At 46.8% G+C, this 17,513-nt stretch carries 14 protein-coding genes, 2 tRNA genes and 1 riboswitch; of the genes, 3 read left to right on the plus strand and 13 right to left on the minus strand.

Translation table 11 applies throughout. From position 1 onward, the window contains the following. Positions 1–20: 20 nt before the first annotated feature. From ICN17_RS08060 to ICN17_RS08070, 3 genes are all read right to left on the minus strand, one after another. Complete coding sequence (locus ICN17_RS08060) at positions 21–557, minus strand: hypothetical protein (RefSeq protein ID WP_216236983.1); 537 nt, start codon at positions 555–557, stop codon at positions 21–23. 3 nt (positions 558–560) lie between these two features. Then, positions 561–1,880: a U32 family peptidase gene (locus ICN17_RS08065; protein WP_216236984.1), complete on the minus strand. Its 1,320-nt coding sequence runs from the start codon at positions 1,878–1,880 to the stop codon at positions 561–563. A gap of 97 nt (positions 1,881–1,977) precedes the next feature. After that, positions 1,978–2,053, minus strand: a tRNA-Asn gene (locus tag ICN17_RS08070). Between the two features lie 21 nt (positions 2,054–2,074). Here ICN17_RS08070 and thiD point away from each other — a divergent pair. Further along, a complete protein-coding gene (gene thiD, locus ICN17_RS08075; protein ID WP_216236985.1) occupies positions 2,075–2,959 on the plus strand; it encodes a bifunctional hydroxymethylpyrimidine kinase/phosphomethylpyrimidine kinase in 885 nt (294 codons plus the stop codon). 21 nt (positions 2,960–2,980) lie between these two features. On the opposite strand, the gene thiE is transcribed toward thiD, so the two are convergent. The 9 genes from thiE to ICN17_RS08120 all read right to left on the minus strand — a co-directional run bounded on the left by thiE (position 2,981) and on the right by ICN17_RS08120 (position 12,009). Continuing rightward, a complete protein-coding gene (thiE, locus tag ICN17_RS08080) occupies positions 2,981–3,904 on the minus strand; it encodes a thiamine phosphate synthase (RefSeq protein ID WP_216236986.1) in 924 nt (307 codons plus the stop codon). After that, the gene (locus tag ICN17_RS08085) at positions 3,904–4,722 is read right to left on the minus strand and encodes a thiazole synthase (protein WP_216236987.1); all 819 of its coding nucleotides are present in this window, start codon (positions 4,720–4,722) and stop codon (positions 3,904–3,906) included. The genes thiE and ICN17_RS08085 overlap by 1 nt, the downstream gene beginning before the upstream one ends. 6 nt (positions 4,723–4,728) lie before the next feature. Continuing rightward, positions 4,729–4,926, minus strand: coding sequence for a sulfur carrier protein ThiS (gene thiS, locus ICN17_RS08090; RefSeq protein ID WP_216236988.1), 198 nt, complete (start codon positions 4,924–4,926; stop codon positions 4,729–4,731). Continuing rightward, entirely contained in the window at positions 4,917–6,056 is a 1,140-nt protein-coding gene (locus ICN17_RS08095) for an FAD-dependent oxidoreductase (protein WP_216236989.1), read from the minus strand. Before ICN17_RS08095 ends, thiS begins: the two co-directional genes overlap by 10 nt. A 14-nt stretch (positions 6,057–6,070) precedes the next feature. Further along, on the minus strand, positions 6,071–7,975 hold the full coding sequence (thiC, locus tag ICN17_RS08100; protein WP_216237604.1) for a phosphomethylpyrimidine synthase ThiC: 1,905 nt from the start codon (positions 7,973–7,975) through the stop codon (positions 6,071–6,073). A 70-nt stretch (positions 7,976–8,045) separates the two neighbouring features. Then, positions 8,046–8,154: riboswitch (TPP riboswitch) on the minus strand. 75 nt (positions 8,155–8,229) lie between these two features. Continuing rightward, positions 8,230–9,063 carry an NUDIX domain-containing protein gene (locus ICN17_RS08105; RefSeq protein ID WP_216236990.1) on the minus strand — a complete coding sequence of 278 codons (834 nt, stop codon included), beginning with the start codon at positions 9,061–9,063 and terminating at the stop codon, positions 8,230–8,232. A 224-nt stretch (positions 9,064–9,287) separates the two neighbouring features. Then, positions 9,288–9,362, minus strand: a tRNA-Arg gene (locus ICN17_RS08110). A gap of 190 nt (positions 9,363–9,552) precedes the next feature. Next, the gene (locus ICN17_RS08115; RefSeq protein WP_216236991.1) at positions 9,553–10,785 is read right to left on the minus strand and encodes an MFS transporter; all 1,233 of its coding nucleotides are present in this window, start codon (positions 10,783–10,785) and stop codon (positions 9,553–9,555) included. A 3-nt stretch (positions 10,786–10,788) separates the two neighbouring features. Further along, a complete protein-coding gene (locus ICN17_RS08120) occupies positions 10,789–12,009 on the minus strand; it encodes a CaiB/BaiF CoA-transferase family protein (RefSeq protein ID WP_216236992.1) in 1,221 nt (406 codons plus the stop codon). 79 nt (positions 12,010–12,088) lie between these two features. Here ICN17_RS08120 and ICN17_RS08125 point away from each other — a divergent pair, with 79 nt between their 5' ends. After that, entirely contained in the window at positions 12,089–14,077 is a 1,989-nt protein-coding gene (locus ICN17_RS08125) for a DNA topoisomerase IV subunit B (protein ID WP_216236993.1), read from the plus strand. Between the two features lie 161 nt (positions 14,078–14,238). Further along, complete coding sequence (parC, locus tag ICN17_RS08130) at positions 14,239–16,533, plus strand: DNA topoisomerase IV subunit A (protein ID WP_216237606.1); 2,295 nt, start codon at positions 14,239–14,241, stop codon at positions 16,531–16,533. Between the two features lie 15 nt (positions 16,534–16,548). Here the strand turns inward: parC and ICN17_RS08135 are convergent, their stop codons facing one another. Beyond that, positions 16,549–17,508 (minus strand): XdhC family protein, encoded by a 960-nt coding sequence (locus ICN17_RS08135; protein WP_216236994.1) that lies wholly within the window; start codon positions 17,506–17,508, stop codon positions 16,549–16,551. Positions 17,509–17,513 lie beyond the last annotated feature (5 nt).

Genomic DNA, 17,513 nt, shown 5'->3' on the forward strand with positions numbered 1-17,513 from the left:
AGCTAGAGACCTCAAAAAAATCAAGCAGCAGAATCTTTTTTGCCAAAAAGGATATTGAGCGTCGTATCCTCACCCAGAGCCAATCTGATGCCAACCAATACAAGATATGGCCAAACTATTAGCCAATAAACCATAGTCATGGCTAAGACATGCAGAGGATTTTTTTGGCCAAAACTGGTCATCGCATCAATAAAGTTTTTGCCGTGAATCAGCCCCTCAACTCCGGCCTCAATATAGTTCAAGCTTAGAACAACAAAAATATAGAAAAGCGATTCAAGAAAGAGGGATTTAATAATTCCATGGGTTTTGTTGATCTTAATTGGAAAGATGGCCTGGGCTATTAACATAAACTTGGCGCAAAGGCCCGCTTTGATGAGAGCAAGTCCAAAAATAGAGAAGGTAATAGGATGACCTTCTGAATTGGTGATGGCTAAAAAAGTCAGGGCGCAGAACCAAGTGCCAAAATAGGCAGACAGAACTAAAGCCTTCTTAGCCTCCCCTTCAAGCTTTTCCTTGATGCCTTCAGAATGAGTTTCAGTGCTTGAATTTGTTTTCATTACTTAAGCATTACAGCAAGACTCGCCACTAGAGCATGCTGAGGCAGTCTCAACCGGTGCTAGCTCATGTGTGTAGCGTGCAATGAAGGCATGCTGACTGCGTAGTGGTAGTTTGATCCACACGAAGTGACCAGATCCTGGAGCAACATCAATTGGCTCGCCGGCCATATTCCACATGGCATCTAAGACAATGTCTTGATTGCCTTGAGGTTCGATGATTTCGATCTTGTCGCCAACAGAGAAGCGGTTTTTAACATCGACTTTGACTCTGCCAGAGGCTGCATCGATATACAGTGTTTCGCCAACGTACAAACTTCTGCCCGAGAGGGAGTGGCCGCGCATATAGAGTTGATACTCTTTATCGTGATGACGCTCATAAAAGCCATCGGTATAGCCGCGATTCGCAAGACCTTCTAAATTGCCAAGCAGAGTCGTATTAAAGGGCCTGCCTGCTACAGCATCGTCAATGGCGGAGCGATAGGCCTGACAGGTGCGTGAAACATAATAAGGTGACTTCGTGCGGCCTTCAATCTTAAAGGAGTCAACGCCCATCTTTGTTAATCGTTCGATATGCTCAACAGCACGTAAGTCTTTGGAGTTCATGATGTAGGTGCCGTGCTCATCCTCTTCCATAGGCATTAATTCATCTGGACGACGGGCCTCTTGAAGCAAAACAACATCACCACTAGAAGTTTGCTGTCCAGGCTTAACTTTGTAATCCCAGCGACAGGCATTAGTACATGCGCCTTGATTGGAGTCGCGATGGGACATATAGCCAGACAAGAGGCAGCGCCCAGAATAGGCAATACATAAGGCGCCATGCACAAAGACTTCAAGTTCCATCTCAGGACAATCTTGACGTACTTCTTCAATCTCATCAAAAGAGAGTTCACGAGACAAAATCACTCGGCTAATACCAACAGAGCGCCAGAATTTGGCAGAGGCGCCATTCACTGTATTGGCTTGTACTGATAAATGAATCGGCATATCAGGCCATGCCTCTCTGGCCATCATAATCAACCCAGGATCTGACATGATGAGGGCATCTGGCTTCAAGGCAACAACGGGGGACATATCTTTAATATAGGTGCGAGTCTTTGCACCGTGAGGCAAAAGGTTGGATACCAGGTAAAACTTTTTACCCAACTGATGCGCAATATCAATACCTTCTTTGAGTACTTCGATTTTCCCAAAGTCATTATTGCGAACTCGCAAAGAATAGCGAGGCTGGCCCGCATAAATCGCGTCTGCTCCGAATTCGAAAGCAGTTTGCAACATGGAAAGGCTGCCGGCGGGGGCTAGAAGTTCTGGGATCTTGGTCATAGGCCTTATTTTAGTGTTGGGTGAGCATTTTGTGTTGCAGTGTCAATAAGGTGGCCACATAAAGAAAAAACCACCTAAAAAGGTGGTTTTTAATACTTGGCTCCTCGACCTGGGCTCGAACCAGGGACCTACGGATTAACAGTCCGGCGCTCTACCGACTGAGCTATCGAGGAATAAGCGAATATTATAGCAAGATGCGCTCTCTACTTCCTACCTCCGTACAGATCCCCAAAGTACTGACCATTGCAGGCTCAGACAGCGGTGGCGGGGCGGGGCTGCAGGCTGATCTTAAGGTCATCACTGCTCTTGGGGCTTATGGGATGTCAGTGATCACCGCTATCACGGCTCAAAACACTCTGGGAGTCACTCGTATTCAGGATGTGGACCTCGATGTTGTAGAAGCCCAAATTGATGCAGTCTTATTGGATATCGGAGCAGATATTGTCAAAATTGGAATGTTGGCCAGCCCGGAGATTGTGAGAACTGTAGCCCAAGCGTTGCGTCGTCATGGAGTAAAGCGGATTGTGCTTGATCCTGTATTGCGCGCCACTTCTGGTGCAAGCCTGGGTGGCGATGACACAGCCCAAGCCATGATTACGGAATTATTTCCGATGGCAACATTGATTACGCCAAATATGGATGAAGCATCTTTGTTATTGGGTCGCGACATCTTAGGCCCTGATGATTTCAAGCTAGCTGCCCAACAGTTGCTTGACATGGGCCCGCAGGCTGTCTTGATTAAGGGTGGCCACCTTGATGCTACCCATACTCAAATTACTGATTATCTGATGTGGAAAACGATTGAAGATGATTTAGAAGTTATTCAGTCAAAAGAATTCAAGCACTATCGAGTGAATACTTCCAATACTCATGGCACAGGTTGCTCCTTAGCTTCAGCGACAGCTACTTATTTAGCTGGAGGTCATGATTTAAGTCATGCAGTAGCAAAAGCAATTGCCTATGTGGAAGCCGGCTTAGAAGCAGGACGTTTCTTAAGTATCGGCGTGGGCCCAGGACCCTTGTGGCATATGCATGATTTCTATCCAACAGCTTTGTTGGACGAAAAAGGGAATTACTAAAAGCTTCTCTGCTCTTGCAGACTACTGCATTAGCTCTTGCAAGTGCTTGATCGCAGCTTTTGGATCTTTCGCTTGCGTGATAGCGCGTACAACCGCTACCGAGCCAACACCACTCTTAGAAACGGCACGAATGCTACCTTCATCAATGCCACCAATGGCTACCAAGGGATAGTGGCTCATGAGCTTGGCATATTGATACAAGCGACCCAAGCCTTGTGGTGCAGTAGGCATCATTTTTAAATTCGTCGGAAAGACTGCACCCATCGCAATATAGCTAGGGCAAAAGCGATCCGCATACACCATCTCTGCATAACCGTGAGTACTTAAACCCAAGCGTAAACCAGCTGTACGAATTTGATCTAAATTAGCAGTGGCGATATCTTCTTGACCAAGATGCACACCATAGGCGCCTGCATCAATGGCTTGCTCCCAGTAATCATTAATAAACAGCAGGGTCTTGCTATCTTTACTTGCTGCAACTGCTTCTTTAATTTGTTTTCTGATCTTGGATCTATCGTCCGACTTAAAACGTAATTGCACTGTTGGCAGTTCTGCGTCCACCATACGTTTTACCCAATCCGCATCAGGCATCACACCATATAAACCTAAGCGAGATGGACATTCAGCAAAGGCATTGGGATTCATATTTCGAGTCCAGGGCAGTAAATCAAAATGCTCTGGTCTATTGGGCCATTTCTGAGCATTAAAGCCGCCATCGCCTTGAGCCATGCGAGACCAGGCCTTGCCTAATACCTTTGCATCAGATTCAATGAAGCCCATATGGATTGATGCGAGAGCACCAGCAAGCTCATAGTGATCGGTAGCAGCTTCGTTATCAATTCTGGGTGGTGGATTGCTAGGCGTAAATTGGGGAATCGGAATGCATAGTTCATCATTGCGATGGGCTGCAATAATTTGCTCAGCAAGATCCCGAATCAGGCTCATTAGCTCTGATGCCAAAAAGGAGTGCCAACTAATGGCGTGCTCGCCTGAGCGGATTCTTGTGGCTTCATGGCGCCAGATAAATAAGCGGCGCGGCCCGCATCTACTGCCATAGCAAAGGCCTTAGCCATGACTACAGGATCTTCTGCAAGTGCAACAGCGGTATTTAAGAGAACGCCATCAAAACCCCATTCCATCACAGTGCAAGCGTGAGATGGTAGACCAAGACCTGCATCAACTAGTAGAGGAACCTTAAGGCGGTCGCGCAATAGTTTCATTGCATAGGGATTTAGAGGTCCCTGACCAGTTCCAATCGGTGCCGCCCAAGGCATAACAGCTTGGCAGCCAACATCGACTAAACGTTGGCACAAAATTAAATCTTCAGTGCAGTAAGGCAGTACTTTGAAACCATCTTTGATCAATGTTTCGGCTGCTTGAACCAAGCGCAAAGTATCTGGTTGCAAGGTGTAATCATCACCAATTAATTCTAATTTAATCCAATCGGTCTCAAAAACTTCACGGGCCATTTGCGCGGTAGTGATGACTTCTTGTGGACTATGGCAGCCTGCGGTATTGGGTAGAACGGGTACGGCCATCTTTTTCAGGAGATCCCAAAAACCGCTATGTGCCTCAGTAGTCGAGGTGCCTTGGCGGCGCAGACTCACAGTGATCATTGCTGGATTGGATACTTGAACAGCGTTCTCCAAGACCAGTGGTGATGGGTAACGTGAGGTGCCTAACAATAGCCGGCTCGCAAAGCTCTCGCCATAGAGAACTAAAGCATCGGCGCTATTGAGATTATTGGGTAATGGTGCGGTCATGAATATTTAACCTCCGGTAACCGGAGCAATGATTTCTATTTCGTCATTCTCATTGAGAAGAAACTCACTATGTTTAGTCTTGGGTACAAAGTTCAAATTCACTGCTACAGCATAAGGCGGCTTCGCATCAATTAAAGAAAGTACATCAGAGATCACGCTCTGAGTGGGAAGTTCATGCTCAATTTGGTTCACGATTACACGCATAAGCTAGCCTCAGAATTATTAGCTTCTTGAGTGATGTTTAGACCTAAATCGAGCGCGGTATTGCTGTCGCCAGATCTTAGAAGTTCTAAAGCACAGTCTAAGACAGCTGGCGCAATCATAAAACCATGGCGATAGAGGCCATTGATCATGATTAAATCCGAGAGCCCTTTATCTTTGCGAGCTTTGATTTCTGGAAGATTATTTTTTAGAGTTGGTCGACACTGGGTTGCCATTTCCAAAATACGGGCCTCGGCAAAACCACTATGCACTGTATATACCGCACTTAGTAGCTCCATCGCTGAGCGCACGCTCATTTCAGACAAATCATCCGATTCAATTTCAGTAGCGCCAACAACATAAACATCATTTTCTTTGGGGGCGATATAGATTGGATAGCGCGGATGAATCAAGCGGGTAGGGCGTTTGAGTCTGACTTCTGGCGCATAAAGACGAATCACTTCACCACGAACACCACGCAAGGTGTTATTCCAGCCATCCTTTGCTCCGGTGCCACGACAGTCAATGACTGCTTGATAAGTATGATCTTTTCGAAGTTCGTCTGGGTTTGCCTCGGTATTCCAGTGGCAATGAACCTTCAGATTATTCAACTCGATGAGAAGTGCATCCAATAATTGGCGATTATCAAGCTGCCCCTCATTTGGCAAAAACAAGCCTTGTGTAAATCGATCTGCTACACCGGGCTCAAGATCACGTACCGCTTCATTATTGAGTTTTTGCGGTAGCTGCAGCAAAGAATTATTCCGGCAGTTGCGCTCTAAGTGGGCAGTAAATCGTTCTGCATCACTAGTATCTTGCCGATGCCATAAGATCAATGTGCCATCTTGTTGAAAAAATACTGGGGTTGATAACTGACTGATCAGTTCTTTCCAGCGCGGCAAACTATGAATACCCATGCGCACAACCGAATCTTCTGTAATAGCAGATTCTGCAAGTGGGGCCAGCATAGCTGCTGCAATGCGTGCGGTAGCACCACTGGCGTTGGAGTGACCTTTATCAAAAAGCTCTACTTGAGCGCCTTGCCGGGCAAGTGCAACTGCCAGCAGACGGCCCATGAGGCCGCCACCGACAATCGCGTACTTGCTATTCGAGAACGAAGCGCTATTCACCATCAGCCCAGATCAATTTACTGATAAATCTCGCTGCCACGCTTACGGAACTCTGCTGACATTTCTTCCATGCCTTTTGCTGGATCAGAAGAGGCTTCTGCAGTAATCGGAATGACTTTTGCTTTCGGATTGCCGTCAGCATCAAGCGTTGCAGCGTAATCGCGTACTTCTTGAGTGATCTTCATCGAGCAGAACTTCGGTCCACACATTGAGCAGAAGTGCGCAATCTTCGCACCTTCAGCCGGCAAGGTTGCATCGTGGTATTCACGTGCTCGCTCTGGATCTAAACCGAGATTAAATTGATCTTCCCAGCGGAACTCAAAACGCGCTTTGGATAGAGCGTTATCGCGAACCTGTGCGCCAGGCAAGCCTTTAGCCAAGTCCGCGCCATGAGCGGCAATCTTGTAAGTGATGATGCCTTCCCGAACATCTTCTTTATCAGGCAGACCTAAGTGCTCTTTAGGGGTGACATAGCAAAGCATCGCTGTGCCATACCAACCAATTTGGGCTGCGCCAATACCGCTGGTAATGTGATCGTAACCAGGAGCGATATCGGTGATCAATGGTCCAAGGGTATAGAAGGGCGCTTCTAGGCAATGCTTCAGTTCCTCAGTCATATTCTCTTCAATACGCTGCATTGGAACGTGACCAGGACCCTCAATCATGACCTGAACATCATGCTTCCAGGCTTTGGCTGTAAGTTCGCCCAAGGTATGGAGCTCACCAAACTGAGCAGCGTCATTGGAGTCTGCAATACAGCCTGGACGTAAACCATCGCCTAAGCTAAATGACACGTCATACGCTTTCATGATCTCGCAGATCTCATCAAACTTGGTGTAAAGGAAGTTTTCTTTATGGTGCGCTAAACACCACTTGGCCATAATGGAACCGCCACGAGACACAATGCCGGTAATACGATCTGCTGTCAGTGGTACGTAACGCAGCAATACACCTGCGTGGATAGTGAAGTAATCCACGCCTTGCTCTGCTTGCTCAACCAAGGTATCACGGAACATTTCCCAGGTGAGATCCTCGGCAATGCCACCGGTTTTATCCAGAGCTTGGTAAATCGGAACAGTACCAATTGGCACTGGTGAATTACGAATAATCCACTCACGGGTTTCATGAATATGTTTACCTGTGGAAAGATCCATGATGGTATCTGCACCCCAACGAATCGACCACACCATTTTTTCAACTTCTTCATTGATTGAAGAAGTCACAGCAGAGTTACCGAGGTTGCCGTTAATCTTCACGCGGAAGTTACGACCAATAATCATGGGCTCTAATTCAGGGTGATTAATGTTCGCAGGAATAATCGCGCGACCAGCAGCAATTTCAGAACGCACAAATTCACCGGTAACGATATCCGGTAAGTTTGCACCATAAGATTTGCCAGGGTGCTGCTTGAGAAGCTGCTTGTAGGCAGGATCTTTGCGAAGTTGCTCTAGGCCCATAGATTCGCGGAGGGCGACGTATTCCATTTCTGGGGTAACGATACCCTTACGTGCGTAATACATTTGACTGACATTATTGCCTGCCTTAGCAACACGCGGCGCACTGATGTGTGCAAAGCGTAAATTTTGTGTTGCTTCATCTTGAGAGCGGGCAACTCCGTATTCAGAACTTGGGCCTGCGAGTTGAATCGTGTCATTACGTTCTGCAATCCAAGCATCCCGCAATCTTGGTAAACCCTTTTCAAGATTAATCACGATATCGGGATCACTATACGGTCCTGATGTGTCATATACGGGTACAGGTGGATTGGGAATCATTTCTTCGCCAACACGAGTTGACAATTGTTCGATCATGCGGATCGGCGCTTTTACATCGGGACGTGAACCTTGTAGGTAGGTTTTTGTTGATGCTGGGTAAGCGAACTTCTGACCAAAGTCGCGCTCTAGGCTTTTTAAGCTTGGAATTTCATGTTTGGTTTTTTGATTATCTTTACTCACGTCCATCTCCTTACAGTTTTAGATGGACGAAACCGGGTGTCGGTCTGATGTAACTTCCCACGCCAGCATTACCTGGATCGGGTTCTAGGGTCTTTCTCAGCGCCTTCAAGCTAAAACCACCTTGAAGGGCACCCCTGTTTCATCCTTAAGAGGAATTTAACCACGAAATCCGCTTTGGGTTCATAACCCCAATCAAAAGCCACTTAAGGGCCTAAAAAACCTTATTTATTGCATCGCAAGATGTAGTCGGCGGTGACAAAAGCGGCATCGCTCGTAAACTCATCGGCCAGAATGCGGGCAGCTGCCTCGGCTGGGGATACTTCAATAAAGACACTGACTTCCCCGTCATGATTCGTGGGTACAAAGTGATCAGGAAGTTCTAAGTCATAAATATAGAGCTGTTCATCATGAAAGCCGCGAGCAGGGATTGGTCGACGCATATGAATTCGACCCACTGGCTCTAATTGATCAGCAATTTGCGCTGGCACACCCGCTTCTTCCCAGAGCTCCCGTATTGCGCAAACCCAAGGCGTCTCATCAGCAGAAATGCCACCAGCAGCAATATTGTCTAACTTACCTGGATCAGTAGCCTTGGTTTCACTTCGCCTACCCAACCATAGTGAAGCAGACTTTGTGTAGCCATTGATATGGGTTGCCATGCTTCGAAAGCCAAACGTGCGAAAAGCCGAACGCTCCAAGCGAAAGTGCTGGTGTCCATTGTGATCAAGCCAGGCAAAATCTTCGTTACGCCAACCTTGGATATAACCAGCCACGCGCATCTTGTCGGCTAATTGGTAAAGGCTCGCAGATATCTCTTTAGGTCGACCCCGGTGAATATTTAAACGATCATTTCCGATGCTAATGAGTGGAATCGCATTTGCTTGAAGGGACTCTCGAACATACGGGATAAATTCTGGATTTAAGTAGCCGATTACTTGATCGCCTTGACTGCCTTGAGAAAGCTGAATCGGCATAAAGTCGGCTGGGGCAGCGCGGGCTGTATTTTGGAGCATTTCCTCCAATGCGGCGAGCGTGCTGGTTGATAGCTTGTTCATAGGCTGGAGTTTAAGGGAACATGCCGGTCTTAGGGTTTTTGTCAATGATTTCTGGCATAAAAAATATCGAACAGCGATGACTAAAGTTTTGTACGTACTTTAAATGTGTCATGAACTCACTGCAAATAATTTAGGCAAGCTAGGTCGCTCTATAAAAATCTTCGACTTACGAAAACTTTTGGAGATTTATCCACATGCCCTGTGGATAAGTTTGATTGATTTGGTGGTCCCGCCGACAGGAATCGAACCTGTATCCCACGCTTAGGAGGCATGTGCACTATCCATTGTGCTACGGCGAGTATGCGTCAATATAAAACTGTGTTAGGGAAAATGATTCCCAATTTCAAAGCCATCACCAACCACATAAAGCCCAAACTTGATTTGTAATGGCAACCATCATATCGGGCGCAAAGTATGCAGAAAAAATCAACAGCAAGACCAATAAGGCAAAACTATAAAGCAGCAATTGCCTTAATGAAAATCGCTTACTCATGCGTTTGCTGCACGAGTAATGGCACGCTCTTTCACTGGCAAGTTCACTAAGAACGCAAATACACCCAGTACGATAGCAATTTCCCAAACGATTAAATAAGATCCCGTGCGATCAAATAAATATCCGCCGAGAAAGGCGCCGCAGAAACTACCAAGCTGATGTGAAAAGAATACTAGGCCGGATAGCATGGTGAGGTATTTCACGCCAAAGATCTGCGCAACGATACCGTTTGTCAGTGGGATAGTGGATAACCACAAGAACCCCATGATGGCTGCAAAGATGTAGGTGGTCATTGGGCTTAATGGGATGAGCAAGAATCCGATGATCGCAATAGATCTGCTCAAGTAAATGCCCGAGAGTAAGTAGCGCTTGGGAAGGCGTTGACCCAACATCCCTGCGCCATAGGTGCCAAAGATATTGAATAGGCCAATCAGTGCAAGAGCAGTGGTTGCTACGGCAGGCGCTCCTACTGCTGGATAGCTTGCAGAAAGATCCTTTAAATAAGGTGCTAGATGTACAGCAATAAAGACGACCTGAAATCCGCAAACAAAATAGCCTAAAGTCAGCAAACGAAAGCTAGTGTTACCCATAGCTTCTTTTAAGGCCTGCTTGATCGTTTGATCACCCAGATTATTGCTATGGGCAAAGTTTTTCTCACGCAACATGTAGGCAGTTGGAATCATGAGACTTGCCATGAGAGCTAGCAATAAGAGCGCATCTTGCGCTCCAAAGGCGCTTAATAAACCTTGCTCAGCAGGAATCATGAGAAATTGGCCAAAGGAACCTGCGGCCGCAGCAATGCCCATTGCCCAAACACGCTTATCAGCGGGTACATTGCGACCTAAGATGCCATAGACCACGCTGTAGGTGGTCGCTGTTTGTGCTAAACCAATCAACAGTCCACCAGCAACAGTAAAGTTAAAGACGTCCGTAGAGATGGCCATACCAGCCAAACCCAGGGCGTATAGAATGCCGCCGGCCACCATAATCTTGAATGCGCCATAACGATCTGCCAGTGCACCGGTGATTGGCTGAAAGGCACCCCAAATGAGATTTTGTAGGGCAATTGTTAAAGCAAAGGTCTCACGACCCCATTCATTCGCGGAGGTGATGGGGAGATTGAATAAACCAAAGCCATGACGAATACCCATCGACATTGTCACCATGAAGCCCCCAAAAATGAGTACTTGTTTCATGGTGAGTGATGGTTTGATCGTAGAGGGGCTCATGGCTTAGACGATTCCTTTTTGATGCAGTTCATTAATCGCAGCGTCATCAAGCTTGAGGCGCTCATGCAAAATCTCATCGGTATGCTGACCTAGAGTTGGAGGCGCCATACGAACTTCGGTGGGTGTTTTAGAAAGCTTCATTGGACTAGCAACTAATTTCATATTGCCAACACTAGGGTGTGGCACATTCAGTTGAATATTTCTAGAAATCACCTGCTCATTTTCAAATACTTCTTTGAAATCATTAATGGGTCCGCATGGAACATTTGCTTGCTCCAATAAGGCAATCCATTCCCCTTTGGTTTTCTTGCGCGTCATTTGCTCCAGCAAGGGAACTAATTGTTTGCGATGCTGTACCCGCAATGGATTGTTTATGTAAAGAGGGTTGTCGGCCAAATGGGCCTCTCCACCTACCGTCACAAAATGTCTAAATTGACCATCATTACCAGCAGCGACAATCATCCAACCATCTGATGTTGGAAAGGTTTGATAAGGAACGATGATGGCAGAGGCATTACCCCAGCGCTTAGGCACTTCACCAGAAGTTAGGTAGGCGCTTGACACATTGGCCATCACGGCTATTTGCGTATCCAGTAAGGACATATCAATGTATTGACCTTCGCCTGTGCGATCACGATGGATAACTGCCGCCAAAATAGCGGAAGAGGCATACATTCCTGTAAAGATATCAGCAATGGCTACGCCTGATTTTTGTGGACTGGCGCCTTCAAAATCATGCGCTTCGCCGGTAACACTCATAAAGCCACCCATGCCTTGGATGATGAAATCATAGCCAGGGCGATGAGCATAGGGACCAGTTTGACCAAACCCTGTGATCGAGCAATAAATGACATCTGGCTTCACTCTTTTGAGGCTCTCATAGTCGAGCCCATATTTAGCTAGATCTCCAACCTTATAGTTTTCAATCACAACATCTGATTCTGCTGCAAGCTGGCGAATAATTTCTTGACCTTCAGGCTTAGCAATATCCACCGTAATAGAGCGCTTATTTCGATTGATGCAAATAAAATAGGCAGATTCTTCAGTTTCTTTGCCAGTGACATCTTTTGCAAAGGGAGGGCCCCAATGACGGGTGTCGTCTCCCGCACCCGGGCGCTCGACTTTAATGACATCGGCACCAAGGTCGGCCAGATTCTGAGCACACCAAGGACCAGCCAGCACACGGCTAAGGTCTAAAACTCGAATATGACTTAAGGCTCCCATCCCCTGATTTTGGCATGGATGACAGGGGAATTCTTGAAAAGTTCGGCTTTAAGCTCAGACATGACTACAATTTGCGCGCATGGCTACCCGTAAAACTTCCGAATACAGTGAATCGTCGATTCAGGTCCTAAAAGGCCTAGAACCAGTCCGTCAACGGCCGGGAATGTACACCCGAACCGATAACCCCCTGCATATCATTCAGGAGGTATTGGATAACGCTTCTGATGAAGCTTTAGGCGGATTTGGCAAGCAAATTAATGTGACCATGCATGCCGATGGTAGTGTAAGTGTGGAAGACGACGGCCGAGGTATTCCGGTTGGTATGCATCCAACAGAAAAGTTACCAGTAGTGGAAATTGTCTTTACCCAATTACACGCTGGTGGCAAATTTGAAAAAGGTTCTGGTGGTGCTTATGCATTCTCTGGTGGTTTGCATGGTGTTGGTGTTTCTGTAACCAATGCACTATCGAAGAGATTGGAAGTCACCGTTTGGCGGGATGGACAGATTTCTACCTTAACCTTTGCTGATGGCAAGGTGATTGAGAAGCTCAAAACAAAACCATCCTCTAAGGAAGATAAGTCTCATGGCACACGCGTTCGTGCCTGGCCTGATGGAAAGTATTTTGATAGTTCAACTATTCCAATGGCTGATCTGATTCGCCTCTTGCGCTCAAAGGCTGTTCTACTACCCGGCGTTAAGGTCACGCTGATTCAAGAAAAATCTGGCGAGAGTCAAACTTGGCAATACGCTCAAGGCTTGCGCGGCTACCTTAATGAAGCGATTGCCCAGGCTGGACATGGTCCAGAAGTCATTCCACCATTCGAGGGCGAGCAATACGCTACTGGTACGGGGGAGGATGATTCCTTTGCTGAAGGTGAGGGCGCTGCATGGGTTGTTTGCTGGACTGAAGATGGTGCACCGGTGCGCGAGAGTTATGTAAACCTCATTCCAACACCTGCCGGCGGTACTCATGAAAGTGGTTTGCGTGAAGGCCTCTTTAATGCCGTAAAAGGTTTTATTGAAATGCATGCTCTGCAACCTAAGGGTGTCAAGCTCATGCCTGAGGATGTATTTGCGCGCGCATCTTTTATTTTGTCTGCCAAGGTTTTGGATCCACAGTTTCAGGGGCAAATTAAAGAGCGCCTAAATTCCCGGGATGCTGTGAGATTGGTATCGGGCTATGCAAAGTCTGCTCTAGAGCTTTGGTTAAATCAACACGTTGATTACGGTCGCAAACTTGCTGATCTCGTTATTAAGCAAGCCCAAGCAAGAACAAGAGCTGGTCAAAAAGTTGAGAAGAAAAAATCCTCTGGTGTTGCAGTGCTCCCGGGCAAGCTCACTGACTGCGAGAGCCAAGACATTGCCATTAATGAAATCTTCCTAGTGGAGGGTGACTCAGCGGGTGGTTCAGCCAAAATGGGCCGCAATAAGGAATACCAGGCCATCCTTCCATTGCGCGGCAAGGTGCTCAATACCTGGGAGGCAGAGCGAGACCGCTTATTTGCCAACAATGAAGTACACGATATCGCAGTAGCCATTGGGGTAGATCCTCACGGATTAAATGATGATCCTGATTTATCGAACTTGCGTTACGGCAAAGTGTGCATATTGTCTGATGCGGACGTTGATGGCGCCCATATTCAGGTGCTCCTATTAACCTTGTTCTACAAACATTTTCCAAAACTCATTGATTTAGGGCATGTGCATATTTCGAGACCACCTCTGTTTAGGGTGGATGCTCCAGCGCGCGGTAAAAAACCAGCGCAAAAAATTTATGCACTGGATGCCAGCGAGTTGCAAGCGATTGAAGATAAATTGCGCAAGGATGGCGTGAAAGAATCTGCTTGGCAAATCTCCCGCTTTAAAGGTCTTGGTGAGATGAGCGCTGAGCAATTATGGGATACCACTCTTAATCCTGATACACGACGTTTACTGCCAGTAACACTAGGATCCTGGACTGAAGATGAGACTTTTAAAACCATGGATATGTTGATGGGTAAATCTGAATCTGGTGCCAGACGTGATTGGCTTGAAGAGCGCGGCAATGAAGTTGAGGCAGATATTTAATGGCAACCAAGAAAACTCCAGGCAAAAAACCTGCTGCAGAGCAAGCGGATTTGTTTTCCAGTCCAATAGAGATGGATATCGTTGAGATAAACGAAGCACCTAGAGTCAGTACATCTCCTCAGGGTCCCAAGGGCCCGAGCGATCCTCATGATCCTAAAACAATGGATCTGAACGAAGACAACAAAGATAGTTTGACCTTAGCTGTTTACGCAGAGCGCGCTTATCTTGATTACGCCATTAGCGTTGTCAAAGGCCGTGCACTTCCAGAAGTGGCTGATGGTCAGAAGCCAGTTCAACGCCGTATTTTGTTCTCTATGAATGAAATGGGCCTGCGTGCTGATGCTAAGCCAGTAAAGAGTGCCCGGGTAGTCGGTGATGTATTGGGCAAGTTTCATCCGCACGGAGATCAATCTGCTTATGACGCATTAGTGCGTTTGGCGCAAAGCTTCTCATTGCGCTACCCCTTAATTGATGGCCAAGGTAACTTCGGCTCACGGGATGGTGATGGTGCTGCCGCAATGCGCTACACCGAAGCACGCCTCACCAAGATTGCTGGTTTGCTATTAAGTGAAATCGATGAAGGAACGGTTGATTTTGCGCCTAACTATGATGGCTCATTTCAGGAGCCTAAGTTATTGCCAGCACGTCTGCCATTTGTTCTTTTAAATGGTGCATCTGGTATTGCCGTTGGTATGGCAACCGAGATTCCTTCCCACAATTTACGTGAAGTTGCGAGCGCTGCAATTGCTTTAATGAAGTCTCCAAAGCTCTCAACCGCTGATTTGCTCAGCATCATGCCTGGCCCTGATTATCCGGGTGGCGGACAGATTATTTCCTCTTCAGCAGAGATTGCACAGATCTATGAAACCGGCCGTGGCAGCATTAAAGTGCGCGCTCGCTGGTCTGTTGAAGAGTTGGCTCGTGGTCAATGGCAGATCGTAGTCAATGAATTGCCTCCTGCAACTTCTTCTCAGCGTGTATTGCAAGAGATTGAAGAAATCACCAATCCAAAAGTGAAGGTAGGTAAAAAGACTCTCACGCCAGAGCAAAACAATCTCAAGTCCACCATTCTGAATGTCTTAGATGGCGTTCGCGATGAGTCCAGTAAAGATGCTGCAGTTCGTTTGGTGTTTGAGCCTAAGAGTAAAAATATTGATGTCAATGAATTCGTTAATCTTTTGCTAGCCCATACCTCCCTAGAATCCAATGCACCAATGAACTTGGTGATGATTGGCAATGATGGTCGTCCACGCCAAAAAGGTCTCAAAGAGATTCTGTCGGAGTGGGTTGAGTTTAGGGTTACTACGGTTACCCGCCGCACCCAGTATCGCTTGGGTAAAGTGAAAGACCGCATGCACATATTGGAAGGGCGCTTAATCGTTCTTCTCAATATTGATAAGGTCATCAAGATCATTCGCAATAGCGATGAGCCAAAGACTGATCTGATTAAAGAATTCAAACTCTCCGATCGCCAAGCTGAAGATATTCTGGATATCCGTTTGCGTCAATTGGCGCGTCTTGAAGGTATCAAGATTGAGCAAGAGCTTAAAGAACTCAAAGCTGAGCGAGATGATTTAGAGGGCTTGCTCCAGAGTGATACAACACTGCGTAAGCGCATTGTGAAAGAAATCGAATCTGATATGAAGGACTTTGGCGACGATCGTCGCACCTTGATTCAGGAAGATAAGCGCGCTATTGCAGAAACCAAAGTAATCGATGAACCAGTGACGGTGATCGTTTCTCAAAAAGGTTGGGTACGGGTGCGTCAGGGTCATGAGCATGACCCAACTCAATTTAGCTTTAAGGCAGGTGATGCTATGTATGACACCTTTGAGGTGCGTACGGTTGATGTTATGCAAGGCTTTGGTAGTGATGGGCGTGTGTATACGGTGCCCGTCAGTGAGTTGCCAGGAGCTCGTGGTGATGGTTCGCCATTAACTAGTTTTGTTAATTTGGCCCCTGGTTCGCAAATGGTTACTTACTATGCTGGTCAGCCAGATGATTTAGTGTTGCTCTCTACTAAAGCAGGTTATGGCTTCTTAGCGAATGTGGCCGACATGAGTACCCGCAATAAAGCAGGAAAATCTTTTGTGAGTATTGATGCCAAGGTTGCTGGCGACGCGCCTTTGGATGCAGTCAAAGTTAAGGTTGGCATGAAGCATGTTGCCTGCTTGTCACAAGCCTCTAAATTATTGGTATTTCCATTAGATGAACTAAAGCGTTTACCTACTGGTGGTAAAGGCGTGATCTTGATGGGTCTAGACGATAAAGAATTCTTGGCTTCAGCTATCGCGGTTGGTCCGAATGGCGCTACTTATGCTGGTGCTGGCCGTGCCGGTAAACCAACAGAACTCAATTTAGATGCGAAGACGCTCAAATCATTTGCTGGTAATCGTGCACGCAAAGGACACTTTGTTGAGCCACGCCTGAAAGATGGCAAGTTGAAGGCGAATTAAGTAAACCAGAAAAAATTAGTTTTTCTTGGGAACGCTAATGCCGTATTTAACGGCTATCACCTCGGCCAGAATCGATACCGCGATCTCTGGCGGGGTAAGTGCCCCGATATAAAGTCCCACAGGCCCATGCAGCTTATCAATCTGTTCTTGGTTGAGATCGAATTCTAAAAGTCGCTCTTTGCGTTTTTGAGTGTTCTTGCGACTTCCTAATGCGCCGACATAAAAGGCAGAAGATTTGAGGGCCTCCATGAGCGCCATGTCATCTAACTTTGGATCATGAGTGAGTGCTACGACCGCTGTATGTGGATCAACCCCAATCTCAAGCAATACATCATCTGGCATACCTTTAAAGAAAATAATATCGTCACGATTTAAGCCTTCGGCATATTCTTCACGAGGGTCAATCACAATCACCTCAAAATCAGATGCAAGGGCAAAGTCTGCTGTGTAGAGCGACAGTTGGCCAGCACCAATAATGATCATGCGCCAACGTGGCCCGTAAGTGGTTTGCATTTCTTGATCGTTGCAAACAAATTCATCATGACGTGAACCGTCACTTAAAGTCGATTTGCCTGTACTTAGATTTACTGTGCGGCGGGTGATTTGATGAGAGGAGATTTGCTCAAGCAGTCTTTCTAGCATTGCAAGTTCTGGTTTTGGCTCAACCAATAGTCTTAAGGTTCCACCACAGGGAAGACCAAAGCGAGCAGCTTCTTGCTGGCTCACTCCATACACCACCATTTCAGGGGTGTTCCTTGTCAAAATTTCTGTTTGTACGCGACGAATTAAATCATCTTCAACGCAGCCGCCCGATACAGAGCCCGATACCTGGCCATCATCCCGAATGGCAAGCCATGAGCCAATGGGTCTTGGAGCAGAACCCCAAGTCTGCACCACTGTTGCAATCGCTACTGAGTGGCCAGCTTTAAGCCAGCTAACGGCAGATTGGAGGACGCTTAAATCAGTACTATTCATGCTGT

The sequence above is a fragment of the Polynucleobacter sp. 73C-SIWE genome, from assembly GCF_018882465.1.
Classification (GTDB): Bacteria; Pseudomonadota; Gammaproteobacteria; order Burkholderiales; family Burkholderiaceae; genus Polynucleobacter.